Below are 12,274 nucleotides of genomic sequence, written 5' to 3'. Positions count from 1 at the left end.
AATGTTGACATCACGGAAACGACGAAAAGCTGCCGACGGTGATCGGATTTCCGCCGATCCGGGCGGCCCATCAAGCCCCGACTGGCAAAGTTCCGCCCAGTGGTTGTGTTACGCGACGTTTCGGTGTCTACGGATAGGGGACTGAGGGGGCTGGCGATGATCCTGTACGGGCTGAAAAACTGTGACACCTGCCGCAAGGCGCTGAAGGCGCTTGCCGCGGCGGGGCATGAGGTGACGTTCCGCGATGTCCGGGACACCCCGCTGTCACAGGCCGAGATCGCGGTCTTTCAATCCGCCTTCGGAGACCGCCTGATCAACCGCGCCTCCACCACCTGGCGCGGGCTGTCCGAGGCCGAACGCGGCGGCCCGCCCGAGGCGCTGCTGGCCGCGCACCCTGCCTTGATGAAACGCCCGGTGATCGAGCGGGACGGTCACCTTACGCTCGGCTGGGGCAAGGATGTGCAGGCCGACCTGCTGGCATGAAAAAGGCCCGCGACAAGCGCGGGCCTCGATGGTCCTGATCCCGAGGGCTCAGAGCAGTTTGAGATCGCCAGCCGAGGACCGGCCATCGCGGCCCGACTGCATCTCGTAGGACACTTTCTGATTGTCGGCGAGCGTCTTCAGACCGGCGCGTTCGACGGCGGAAATGTGTACAAACACATCCTTGCCGCCATCGTCCGGCGCGATGAAGCCGAAGCCCTTGGTGGTGTTGAACCATTTCACGGTGCCAGTGGCCATCCGTTTCTCCTCCGTCGTAAGTCCCCGGCGCCATTGCCGGGGTCGTGCAGCCAGGTCTTTCGGGTCTTCCGGCTGCCCCATGATCGAGGGAGGCGGTAGGAAAGTCTGCGGTCACGCACGCCGAATGATGAGCGATTCCCTTAAAAAATCAAGATTGTTGACGGGAGAGGGGGTTCAGGACCGTTTGCTGGCGAGGATACGGTCGAGAGACAGCGGACCCGCCCCCATCAGAACGAGGGTCATGAGCAGCGTGATCCAGAGCGCCCGCTGATCGAGGATGAGAGCGCCCGAGGCTGCGTCGAACCAGCGGCCGAGGTCGTCGCCACCGACCCCGTGGCCATAGATGTCAGTCAGGCTTTGCACGATGACGAAACCGATCATACCGAGTGCCGCGAGCCGGGTGAACAGCCCGATGATGATGCAGAGCGGCAGAAACACCTCGGCCCATGTTCCGGCCATGACCACGGCCCAGTGGAACGTGGTCAGTTGCGAGAAATCGTATCCCGCCGCTTCGATCGCCTTGGGGAAAATCTGGTAATAGGCCCCGTCAGACGGGGTGAAGAGCCCGGCAAAGCCCTCGCCGAACTTGGTGCGGGCGGAGTTCCAGAAATAGATCAGGAGAACGCCGGCAAAGGTCAGCCGGGCGAGCGTCGGCAAGGCGACAGGGGCGAGGCGCGAAAGGCCGTTGGCGAGGCGGTCATAAAGGGCGATCACGTCTTGTCTCCCGGTGTGATTTCAACGATGGCGCGGGTTGCGAGCAGCAGTCCGAGCATCGCGATCAGGTCGAATTCTGGCCCCGCCTCCAGCGCGTCGGCCACCGTTTCACCGCCTATGAGAGCGGCAATAAAGGGGGCAGCACCATCGGGCAGGCAATGCGGTTCTGGGTCATAGTCCGGCCGCGCGATCAGCACATCTTCGGCCACGGCCGCCTTTGGCGCGTCGGTGCCGCGCATATTCGCCGACCAGATCGCATGGATCGGCCAGCGCGAACGGATCAGCCGGATCGAGGGGGCGAGCATGAGTCGCGACGCCGTGAGCACATCGGCGGAAAGCGCCTGAAGCGCCTCTGCGGGGACGGGGGCGGCGTCGGTGGCGTGGTAGCTTTCACGCAAGGCCAGTTCCAGCCGCGCGATGTCGGGCAGATACCCAAGATGCTGCACCGGCGGGAAGTTTTCCAGAAATACCGGCATGTTGCGGCCGTAATGCATCATCATGGGCGAGGTTGGCGGATGGGCGCGGACATGCTCGCGCGCCATTGCGGTGAAAAACTCTTCGCCGACCAGTTTGCGGATCACCGGGAAGGCCTGACGAAGCGCCTCGGTCAGCGAGACGGTGACATTATTGCGGTAGACATCAAAGCGGCGCCCGGCGGGGCGGCCCTGCGGGTCGGTCAGACCTGCCGGGACCGGACGTTCAGGGTCCAGCAATGCCGCACGGAACTCGGTCTGGCTCATGCGATTACCTTGTCGAGAATGCGGGCGGCGCGGTTGGCCTCTTCAGCCAGGACGGGCCAGTCGGGCACGTCATTGTCCCACTCGATCAGTGTCGGCTTCGGACCTGATTTCGTGATCGTATGGGCGTAGAGTTGCCAGACCGGATCAACGACTTCGCTGCCATGGGCGTCGATCAGCAAAGGCGCGCCCATGTCGTCGGTGTCCTCGTCATGTCCGCCGAGATGGATTTCACCCACCAGATTGTGCGGGAAGCGGTCGATATAGTCGTAAGGATTCGTCTGCCGGTTGGTGCAGGAGACATAGACGTTATTGACGTCGAGAAGCAGACCGCAGCCGGTGCGTTTCGCGATCTCGGTCAGAAACTCGATCTCGCCCATATTCGTCTCGGTGAAGTTCACATAGACCGAGGGGTTTTCGAGCAGCATCCGGCGACCGACATGATCCTGCACCTCATCGATATGATCCACGACACGGGAAAGCGTCTCGGGCGTGTAGGGCAGGGGAAGAAGGTCGTTCAGGAACTCCGCACCATGTGTGGACCAAGCGAGGTGTTCGGAGAAACTAGCCGGATCAAGCCAGTCGCAGAGATGCTTCAGGCGGGCGAGGTGATCTCGGTTCAGGGGGCCTTCTCCGCCGATGGAGAGGCCGACGCCGTGGACCGAGATTGGAAAGCGTTCGGCGAGATGGCGAAGCTGCGCAAGCGGGCGGCCACCGTCGCCCATGTAGTTTTCTGCATGGATTTCGAGCCATTTCACCGGCTCTGCATCCTGTAAAATGTTCGAAAAGTGCTGGGGCTTGTAACCGATGCCGGGCCGGGGCGGCAGCTCACGCTTGGCGGATTGGTCGAGCATGGTGTCCCCCCCTTTGTCAGCTTTGGTCTTGGGTCGTGGTGGGCACCCCCGGCCATATGCCGGAGGCGCCAGATCAGTCTCAGCCCTGCGGCAGGTCGCGGTCAAGCGCTTCGAGTGCGCCCATGCGGCCATCCGGCAGTTCCATCGTGGCGCAAGTGCCAGCCGGGACGAGTTTCCAGGCATTGCCCTGATAGTCCACTTTCGAGGTGCCGGCGCAGGTCGTGCCCGGGCCCGCGGCGCAGTCATTCTGACCGGCGAGTGCGACACCGAAGCACTTTTCCTTGTCGTCTTGAGCTGCGGCAGGCGTCACGAAATGCGCGGAGAGAGCGGCGGCGAGCGAACCGGCAACGGCGAGGGTCTTCATCGAGTGAGACATGGGTACTTCCCTTGTTAATGTTCAGATTGTCGTTCTTGCGACAGTCAGGAACGTAGCTGGATGGGTCTGTCTTTGGCCATTCACGAAGCTGTGGGGCCACAGCTGCGTGATGTTTTGAAACACTTTTGGCTGGGGGGAAATCACCGAAAACCAAAAGGGCGTCCCCGAAGGAACGCCCGTAAAATATTGTTGTTATTTGTTTTTCAGGTCCGGCGGTGTCGCCTCGGCGGTAAAGGTATCAAGCGCCGCGGCAAGGTCCATCGTCTCAGTCCGGTTCTCGCCGAGCCGTCTGACTGAAACAGTCCGGGTCTCGACCTCCTTCATGCCGATGGCCATGATCACGGGGACTTTACCGACCGAGTGTTCGCGCACCTTGTAGTTGATCTTCTCGTTCCGCGTATCGGCCTCGGCCCGGATGCCCGCCGCGCGCAGCTTGGCCACGACCTCGGCCACGTAATCGTCCGCATCCGAGACGATGGAGGCGACGACGACCTGACGGGGGGCAAGCCAGAAGGGCAGCTTACCTGCATAGTTCTCGATGAGAATCCCGAGGAAACGCTCGAACGAGCCGAGGATCGCGCGGTGCAGCATGACCGGGCGGTGCTTGGCCCCATCCTCGCCCACATATTCCGCGCCGAGTCGGACCGGCAGGTTGAAATCGGCCTGGAAGGTGCCGCATTGCCATTCGCGGCCAATCGCGTCGGTCAGCTTGAAATCGAGCTTCGGCCCGTAGAAGGCGCCTTCGCCGGGATCGACCTCGTAATCATTCGTGACCTTTCGGACCGCGCTTTCCAGCGCGGTTTCAGCCTTGTCCCAGATCTCGTCGCTGCCCACCCGCACATCGGGGCGGGTCGAGAGCTTGATGTCGAACTGGGTGAAGCCGAGGTCGCTGTAGATCGACGAGAGAAGCCCGATGAAGCCCGCGCATTCCTGTTCGATCTGATCTTCAGTGCAGAAGATATGCGCGTCGTCCTGCACGAAGCCGCGCACCCGCATCAGCCCGTGCATGGAGCCCGACGATTCGTAACGGTGGCAGGAGCCGAATTCGGCTAGCCTGAGCGGCAGGTCGCGGTAGGACTTCAGGCCCTGATTGTAGACCTGCACATGGCAGGGGCAGTTCATCGGCTTCAGCGCATTTGTGCGCTTTTCCTTGGCGTGTTCCTCTTCGACCTCGACGATGAACATGTTTTCGCGGTAGGCCTCCCAATGGCCCGACCGTTCCCAGAGGACACGATCGACGACCTGCGGGGTCTTGATTTCCTTGTAGCCCGCCGTGCGCAGACGGCGGCGCATATAGTCCTCAAGCTCGCGGTAGATGGTCCAGCCGTTCGGATGCCAGAAGACCATGCCGGGGGCTTCTTCCTGAAGGTGGAACAGCTCCATCTCGCGCCCCAACTTGCGGTGGTCGCGCTTTGCGGCCTCTTCCAGCATCGTCAGATGCGCTTTCAGATCGTCGCGGTTCTTGAAGGCGACGCCGTAGATGCGCTGAAGCTGTTTCTTGGTGTGATCGCCCCGCCAATAGGCGCCGGCCACCGACATCAGCTTGAAGGCGTCGGCGGGCAACTGGCCCGTATGCTGAAGATGCGGGCCACGGCAGAGGTCCTGCCAATGGCCGTGCCAATACATGCGCAGGGGCTCATCGCCCGGGATCGCCTCGATCAGTTCAACCTTGAAGGGCTCTTTCTTCTCGACATAGTGCTTGATCGCGCGCGACCGGTCCCAGACCTCGGTCCGGACCGGGTCGCGTTCGTTGATGATCGCCTTCATTTCCTTTTCGATCGCGCCGAGATCCTCGGGCGTGAAGGGTTCATCGCGGTCGAAATCGTAGTACCAGCCGTTCTCGATCACCGGGCCGATCGTGACCTTGACCTCGGGCCAGAGTTTCTGCACCGCGCGCGCCATGACATGGGCGAAGTCGTGGCGGATGAGTTCCAGCGCCTGCGCGTCGTCCTTCATCGTATGGATGGCGATTTTCGCGTCGACCTCGATGGGCCATTGAAGGTCCCAGTGCTGGCCGTCGATGCTGGCCGAGATTGCGGCCTTGGCGAGCGACGGTGCAATGGACTGCGCCACTTCGGCGGCGGTCACGCCCTTGGCGTAGTCACGCGCATTGCCATCGGGGAATGTCAGGGAAATCTGGCTCATGGCCCAGCTCCTCGTCGGTTTGGCGCCCACGGAACGCCCGGTTGCGGGTTATGTCTTGGGCTTATTGGTAGATCGCGTGCGGGAAGTCAACGGCCGGGGGTTCCACACTCGGACCCCCGGAGGTATTTGGGAACAGAAGAAGCAGGGGGACGCCGATGAGTGAGATGCTGAAGACGCCTGACGGCCGCGATATTGCCTATGACCGCATAGAAGGCGCCGGGCCGGGCGTGGTGTTTCTGGGCGGGTTCCGATCGGACAAAGAAGGCACCAAGGCGCTGGCACTGGAGGCATGGGCGAAGCGCCATGGCCGCGCCTTCCTGCGCTTTGACTATTCCGGGCACGGGCAATCCTCGGGCGATTTTCTCGACGGGTGCATCGGTGACTGGTTCGAGGATGCGCGGGCCGCGATTCTGGAACTGACCGAAGGGCCGCAGGTATTGGTGGGATCGTCGATGGGCAGCTGGATTTCGCTGCTGATGGCGCGGGAATGCCCTGAAAAGGTTGCGGGATTGGTGACGATTGCCGCCGCCCCGGACTTTACCGAGGACGGGATGTGGGAGGAGTTTTCCGATACCCAGCGGCAGGAGCTGATCGAGGCGGGGCAGGTGGCCCTGCCGTCGGATTATTCCGATGAGCCCTATATCATCACGAAGCGGCTGATCGAGGAGGGGCGTGAGCGATTGGTGCTGCGCTCAGCCCTCACTCTGCCGATGCCGGTCAGGATGCTGCAGGGAACGGCCGATGCAGATGTGCCGGTCTCGGTCGCGGTGCGGCTGATCGACCATGCGACGGGGCCGGATATCAGGCTGACACTGGTCAAGGATGCCGACCACCGGTTTTCCACACCCGAATGCCTGAAGCTGATCGAGCTCAGCGTGCTGAAGGTAATCCAGCGGATCGGTGAGGCAGCCTGACCTTTCAGACGGCGCGAATGGCCGTTTTGGCGGCTGAGCGGCGGCGCGGAGCGCTGGAATTGGCGTCGAAGAAATCCAGCACCAGCGGCCGGATATTATTGCGCCAGGACTTGCCCGCGAAGATGCCGTAATGGCCTGCGCCGGGTTCTACGTGGCTCGCCTTTTTCGACTCTGGCAGGCCGGTGCAGAGGCCAAGTGCTGCAAGGCACTGGCCGGGGGCTGAGATGTCGTCTTTCTCTCCCTCGATGACATGCACCGCCACATCGGTGATCTTGCCGATATCAACCTGATGACCGGCGACCGAGAAGGTATTCTGCGCGATCTCGCGGTTCTTGAAGATACGTTCGACCGTCGAGAGGTAGAATTCCGCCGTCATGTCCATGACCGAGAGATATTCGTCATAGAACCGGTTATGGGCGTCGCGTTCGCCGTCTTCGCCCTTCGCTGCGGCGGTGATCTTGTCGGAAAATGCCTGGGCGTGGCGGTCCATGTTCATCGAGATGAAGGAGGCGAGCTGCAACAGCCCCGGATAGACCAGACGTCCGGCCCCGGCATATTTGAAGCCCACCCGCTGAATCGCGAGATGTTCAAGCTGACCCATGGTCAGGCGGCGGCCGAAATCCGTGACCTCGGTCGGCGCCGCATCCGGATCGACCGGGCCACCGATCAGCGTCAGGGTCCGTGGTTGCGCGGCCGGGTCGGTTTCGGCCAGAAGCGCGGTCGCGGCGAGCGTGATCGGAACCGGCTGGCAGACCGCGACGACGTGGATGTCAGGGCCGAGATGGCGCATGAAGTCCACGAGGTAGGCGGCATAATCCTCGATATCGAACTTTCCGGCGCTGACGGGAATGTCGCGGGCATTGTGCCAGTCGGTAACATAGACGTCGCAATCGGGCAGAAGGCTTTTAACGGTCGACCGCAGCAGCGTGGAATAGTGGCCCGACATCGGCGCGACCAGAAGAACGCGGCGCGGCATCGGATCGCGGCCGACGACCTTGAAATGAATGAGGCTGCCGAAGGGGCGGTCGACAAGGGTCTCGATCTCGACCAGATGATCGCGGTCATCCTCGCCCACCACGGTGCGGATGCCCCAGTCTGGCTTGATCACCATGCGGGCAAAGCTGCGTTCGGTCACCCGGCCCCAGGCGGACATGACCTTGAACATCGGATGCGGCACCAGTCCCCAGACCGGGTATGAGGCCATGGCGCGGGCCGAAGCGCCCAGCCATTCATTGGTATTGCGGGCACTTTCCATCAGGTCGTAAGAGAACATACTCTTCATGATGGCGTCTCCTTTGCCGGCACCGTTACCGAATCGTCGCTTTTCCTGCGGTCGCAACATCGTTATGCTGCACTGCAACAGAGTAGGAAGGAAAGGTTAATATGACAACCGATCTCAACGTCCCTTCCGAGAATCTTGAGAAACTGGCGTCAAATCTCACCAGATTGGAAGAATTGACTCAGCGTCTGGTCCAGGCCGTGTCGCAGAAGCGCACGCCGAATCCCGCCGTGGAAGCGCCCGGGATGGGATTGTTCACCCATGCGGTAACCGCCTACTGGAAAGAGGCGATGGAAAACCCCGGCAAGCTGATCGAACAGCAGGCCACGCTCTGGGGCAAGACGCTCAAGCACTATATCGACGCGCAGCATGCGCTTGCCTCGGGAAAATTCACCGCGCCCGACGACGACACGCCGACCGACCGGCGGTTTTCGAACCCGCTGTGGAAGACCCATCCCTATTTCAACTTCGTCAAGCAGCAGTATTTCCGCAATGTCGAAGCGATGGAGATGGCGCTGTCGGATATCGATGATCTGGAACCGCATGAAAGGAAGCGCGTGGAGCATTTCGCGCATCAGCTGATGGACATGCTGGCGCCGACGAATTTCCTCGCCACAAATCCCGATGCGCTGGAACGTGCGGTCGAGACGGATGGCGAAAGCCTTGTTAAGGGGCTCGAGAACCTCGTCCACGACATCGAGAGCAATCACGGCGATTTCCTGGTGCGACTGGCCGATCCTGATGCCTTTGTGCTCGGCGACAATATCGGCGCGACCGAAGGCGCGGTTGTCTATCGCAACCGGATGATCGAACTGATCCAGTACAAGGCGACGACTGAGAAGGTGCATGCAACGCCGATCGTGATCTTCCCGCCCTGGATCAACAAGTTCTACATCATGGACCTCAAGCCCTCGAACTCGCTGATCAAGTGGATCGTCGATCAGGGCTATACGCTGTTTGTGGTCAGCTGGAAGAACCCTGACAAGAGCTATGCCGATGTCGGCCTCGACGAATATGTCGAGGAAGGGTTCATCGCGGCCATCGAAGAGGCCAAGAAGATCACTGGCGAAAAGCAGGTCAATGCGGTCGGCTACTGCATTGCCGGAACGACCCTGACCCTGACGCAGGCGGTTCTGGCCAAGCGTGGCGACAAGTCGGTCAAATCGGCCACCTTCTTCACCACGCTCACGGATTTCTCCGATCCGGGCGAAGTGTCGGTCTTCCTTGACGACGACTTCATCGACGGGATCGAGGAACAGGTCGGCCGCGACGGCTATCTCGACAAGTATTTCATGGCGCGGACCTTCTCCTTCCTGCGCTCGAATGACCTCGTCTATGCGCCCGCGATCCGCAACTACATGCTTGGCGACAAGCCGCCGGCCTTCGATCTTCTCTACTGGAATGGTGACGGCACCAACCTGCCCGCCAAGATGGCGGTCGAATATCTGCGCTGGATCTGTCAGGCGAACCGGCTTGCCGATGGCACGATCGAGATCTGCGGCGAGACGATCGGGTTAAAGGATGTGAAGATCCCGCTCTTCGCTGTGGCCTGCGAGGCCGATCACATCGCGCCGTGGAAAGGGTCGTTCAACGGCATCCGGCAATATGGCTCGAAGGACAAGACCTTTGTCGTTTCGCAATCCGGCCATATCGCGGGGATCATCAATCCGCCCTCGAAGAACAAGTATGGCCATTACACAAACGATACTGAAATGGGCGAGGCCGATGACTGGCTGGCCACGGCGACATTCCATGACGGCAGCTGGTGGCCGCGCTGGGAAGCATGGATGAAACCTCGCGCAGGCAAGATGATTGAGGCGCGTGACTTGGGTGATTCGAAGCACCCAGTTCTGGCGCCAGCGCCCGGTACCTATGTCACCGAGACACCAATCATCTGAAAAATAAGCCGAAAAACTTTTTTCTGCACTGCAGCAAAAACACTTGAAATGCTGCGGCGCAGCATCTATCTTCATTACAGACGCAGAAAGGGCACCCCCCGCCCGATGCAAGGAGATAGACAGATGCAGAAGACTCAGGACTTTACCAAAGTCATGAACGACATGGCTGCCGCTTTCCCGTTCGACGCGAAAGCTCTACAGGACACGTTCAAGACCTCCGCCGTTCTCGGTGAGAAGGTCGCCAAGGTTGCTCTCGAAGCTGCCGAAAAGTCGAACGAGATCTCGTCCAAGTGGACGAAAGAAACGCTCGGCAAGGTCAGCACGCTGACCGCCGTCAAGGACGAGCCGGCCGACTATTCGAAAGCCGTTTCGGACTTCGCTTCGTCCGCTGCCGAACTAGCCGCTGCGAACCTCGCTGCCTTCGCTGAAGTCGCGAAGAAAGCCCAGATGGAAACCGTCGAACTGATGCTTGCCGCTGGCAAGGACTTCTCGGAAGACGCGACTGCTGCCGTCAAGAAGGCCCAGGCCGAAGTGACCGCTGCCGCGAAGAAAGCCACCGCTTCGGTGAAGTAAGTTCGAATTCGGTAACGAGTAAAGTTTTACGGTCTCCTCACTCCTCCCTGTCGGTGAGACCGCACTCAGGCGGGCACATTGTGCCCGCCTTTTCTTTTGGTTGTGTTTTCTGCCGCGCGGCTTAATCTCGCTGCAACGCAAAAGAATGATCCTGGGGAGGATGGCTAATGGCCGACGACGCCAAGCCGCTGCTGATTAAACGTTATGCGAGCCGACGGCTCTATAACACGGAGACCAGCGACTACGTGACGCTGGAGGATATCGCCGCCTTCATCCGCGACGGGCGCGAAGTGCAGATCGTCGATCTGAAGTCGGGCGACGACCTGACCCGGCAATACCTGTTGCAGATCATCGCCGAGCATGAAAGTCGCGGCGAAAGCGTTCTGCCCATAGACGTACTGACCGACTTGGTGCGCAGCTACACGACGAATGCACAAAGCGTCGTACCGCAATTTCTGGCCGCGAGCTTCGAGATGCTACGCGAGGGCCAGTCCAAGATGCTGGAAAACCTCTCTACCTTCCCCAATCCCATGGCCTCGATGCCGGGCTTTGATGCGCTTCAGCGCCAGCAGCAGGCCTTCCTGAAGTCGATCATGGGCGGCTTCTCGGGATCGTCTGGGCCCGAGCCGGAGGAAGAGGAAGCGCCGTCGAAGTCGAAGGCGAAACCCAAGGGCGGGGAAGATCTGGAAGCCATCAAGAAGCAGCTTGCCGAGTTGCAGTCCAAGCTTTCGAAACTCTGAGTGTTTCGCCGGTGGCCCGGTCAGGAGCCTCCGGCGGGAGTATTTTGGGACAGAAAGTGGGGCGGGTCAGGTGCCCTTGATGTCCTGCGCGGCTGCGATCAGCGCATCTGCGATGATGTCAAGCTCGGGCCTCGTCAGGCGCGCGGGCAGGCGCACATCACTCGCACGCATCAGCATCTCGCGGGTTTTGGGCAGGTCGGGAAGGTCGCCGAGGAACTGCCAGTTCCAGTAGGCGCGGGCATTGTCGGCTGAAAGGCCAAAGACCTGCACGCTGACGCCCCGCATTTTGGCGGCGTCCTGAAAGGCGCGGGCCTCATCATCGCTGTCGAAGCCTGTGAGGTTGAACTGGAGCGAATCCGGCGCGCGCTCTTCCTGTTTCAGGGCGGGTGGCACGTCGATCCAGGGGGAGGTATTCAGCCGCTCTGCGACATAGTCATGATTGCGGCGCCCGGCGGCGACACGTGCATTGATCTCGCCGATCTGCGGCCGGATCACGGCGGCGGAAAGGTTCTGCATCCGCATGTTGTAAAGCGGCAGCTTGTTCTGCCAGTTCAGGAAGCTGTTCTGCAGGCCGGGATGTTTCTTCCAGTTATGTTCATAGGCGCCGGACATGATCACCGCGCGGGCGGCCAGTTCGGGATCGTCGGTGACGAACATGCCTCCTTCGCCCGCATTCACCAGCTTGTAGGACTGGAACGAGAAACAACCGATCCTGCCGATCGTGCCGATCTTGCGACCGTTCCAGAGAGTGCCGAGCGAATGGGCGGCATCCTCCACAACCGGCAGGCCCCGCGTCGCGCATTCGGCCATGATCGCGTCCATGTCAGAGGTATGGCCACGCATATGGCTGATCAGAACTGCGTCGGCCCCGTCGAGCTTGGCGCGGAAATCGTCGAGATCGATGCGGAAGTTCGATCCGACTTCCACCAGTACCGGGATGCAGTCGGCATGGACGACCGCAGAGGGCACGGCAGCGAACGTAAATGCCGGGATCAGCACCCGCGCGCCGCGCGGCAGGTCCAGCGCCTTCAGCGCCAGGAACAGGGCCGCCGAGCAGGACGAGACGGCAAGCGCGTACCGCGTGCCCATGAAGGCGGCAAATTCAGCCTCCAGGAGCGCCACCGGCGCACCTTCGGGCGCGGTGTAACGGAACAGGTCACCCGTGGTCAGAAGCCGGTCGATCTCGACCCGTGCGGCCTCGGGGATCGGCTCGGCCTGATAGGGGTCCGGGGCCTTTGGAGTGGCGAGGGTGGCGGTGGCCATGTTTCACCTTTTTGAAATCTCGAATTTCACTATTCCTTACCTT

13 protein-coding genes are annotated in these 12,274 nt (G+C 61.1%); 5 read left to right on the top strand and 8 right to left on the bottom strand.

Features of this window, described 5'->3' with window-relative positions:
• Positions 1 to 156: 156 nt before the first annotated feature.
• On the top strand, positions 157 to 483 hold the full coding sequence (locus QKW60_RS02555; RefSeq protein ID WP_282366197.1) for an arsenate reductase family protein: 327 nt from the start codon (positions 157 to 159) through the stop codon (positions 481 to 483).
• A 48-nt stretch (positions 484 to 531) separates the two neighbouring features.
• Here the strand turns inward: QKW60_RS02555 and QKW60_RS02550 are convergent, their stop codons facing one another.
• The 6 genes from QKW60_RS02550 to thrS all read right to left on the bottom strand — a co-directional run bounded on the left by QKW60_RS02550 (position 532) and on the right by thrS (position 5,564).
• Positions 532 to 738, bottom strand: coding sequence for a cold-shock protein (locus tag QKW60_RS02550; RefSeq protein ID WP_105513230.1), 207 nt, complete (start codon positions 736 to 738; stop codon positions 532 to 534).
• Positions 739 to 912: 174 nt separating this feature from the next.
• Positions 913 to 1,452 carry a DoxX family protein gene (locus tag QKW60_RS02545; RefSeq protein WP_282366193.1) on the bottom strand — a complete coding sequence of 180 codons (540 nt, stop codon included), beginning with the start codon at positions 1,450 to 1,452 and terminating at the stop codon, positions 913 to 915.
• Positions 1,449 to 2,192, bottom strand: a complete 744-nt coding sequence (locus tag QKW60_RS02540; RefSeq protein ID WP_282366190.1) for an HvfC/BufC N-terminal domain-containing protein — start codon at positions 2,190 to 2,192, stop codon at positions 1,449 to 1,451. Before QKW60_RS02540 ends, QKW60_RS02545 begins: the two co-directional genes overlap by 4 nt.
• Positions 2,189 to 3,043 carry an MNIO family bufferin maturase gene (gene bufB, locus QKW60_RS02535; protein ID WP_282366188.1) on the bottom strand — a complete coding sequence of 285 codons (855 nt, stop codon included), beginning with the start codon at positions 3,041 to 3,043 and terminating at the stop codon, positions 2,189 to 2,191. Before bufB ends, QKW60_RS02540 begins: the two co-directional genes overlap by 4 nt.
• 79 nt (positions 3,044 to 3,122) lie before the next feature.
• On the bottom strand, positions 3,123 to 3,419 hold the full coding sequence (locus tag QKW60_RS02530) for a BufA1 family periplasmic bufferin-type metallophore (RefSeq protein WP_282366186.1): 297 nt from the start codon (positions 3,417 to 3,419) through the stop codon (positions 3,123 to 3,125).
• 192 nt (positions 3,420 to 3,611) lie between these two features.
• The gene (gene thrS / locus QKW60_RS02525) at positions 3,612 to 5,564 is read right to left on the bottom strand and encodes a threonine--tRNA ligase (RefSeq protein WP_282366184.1); all 1,953 of its coding nucleotides are present in this window, start codon (positions 5,562 to 5,564) and stop codon (positions 3,612 to 3,614) included.
• Between the two features lie 155 nt (positions 5,565 to 5,719).
• On the opposite strand from thrS, the gene QKW60_RS02520 reads away from it, so the two are divergent.
• The gene (locus QKW60_RS02520; RefSeq protein WP_282366182.1) at positions 5,720 to 6,478 is read left to right on the top strand and encodes an alpha/beta hydrolase; all 759 of its coding nucleotides are present in this window, start codon (positions 5,720 to 5,722) and stop codon (positions 6,476 to 6,478) included.
• A gap of 4 nt (positions 6,479 to 6,482) precedes the next feature.
• On the opposite strand, the gene phaZ is transcribed toward QKW60_RS02520, so the two are convergent.
• Positions 6,483 to 7,760, bottom strand: a complete 1,278-nt coding sequence (gene phaZ / locus QKW60_RS02515; protein WP_263740632.1) for a polyhydroxyalkanoate depolymerase — start codon at positions 7,758 to 7,760, stop codon at positions 6,483 to 6,485.
• A gap of 101 nt (positions 7,761 to 7,861) precedes the next feature.
• On the opposite strand from phaZ, the gene QKW60_RS02510 reads away from it, so the two are divergent.
• The 3 genes from QKW60_RS02510 (at position 7,862) to phaR (ending at position 10,968) form a co-directional block, all read left to right on the top strand.
• Positions 7,862 to 9,655: a PHA/PHB synthase family protein gene (locus QKW60_RS02510; RefSeq protein WP_282366176.1), complete on the top strand. Its 1,794-nt coding sequence runs from the start codon at positions 7,862 to 7,864 to the stop codon at positions 9,653 to 9,655.
• 123 nt (positions 9,656 to 9,778) lie between these two features.
• Complete coding sequence (locus tag QKW60_RS02505; RefSeq protein ID WP_282366175.1) at positions 9,779 to 10,228, top strand: phasin family protein; 450 nt, start codon at positions 9,779 to 9,781, stop codon at positions 10,226 to 10,228.
• Positions 10,229 to 10,395: 167 nt separating this feature from the next.
• The gene (gene phaR / locus QKW60_RS02500) at positions 10,396 to 10,968 is read left to right on the top strand and encodes a polyhydroxyalkanoate synthesis repressor PhaR (protein WP_282366174.1); all 573 of its coding nucleotides are present in this window, start codon (positions 10,396 to 10,398) and stop codon (positions 10,966 to 10,968) included.
• A 66-nt stretch (positions 10,969 to 11,034) separates the two neighbouring features.
• On the opposite strand, the gene QKW60_RS02495 is transcribed toward phaR, so the two are convergent.
• Complete coding sequence (locus QKW60_RS02495; protein WP_282366173.1) at positions 11,035 to 12,231, bottom strand: DegT/DnrJ/EryC1/StrS family aminotransferase; 1,197 nt, start codon at positions 12,229 to 12,231, stop codon at positions 11,035 to 11,037.
• Positions 12,232 to 12,274: the final 43 nt, after the last annotated feature.

Source organism: Albidovulum aestuarii (assembly GCF_029961185.1).
GTDB classification, from domain to species: Bacteria; Pseudomonadota; Alphaproteobacteria; order Rhodobacterales; family Rhodobacteraceae; genus Albidovulum; species Albidovulum aestuarii.
The sequence above is the reverse complement of the archived record's forward strand: the minus strand, read 5'-3'. Positions and strand labels throughout refer to the sequence as shown.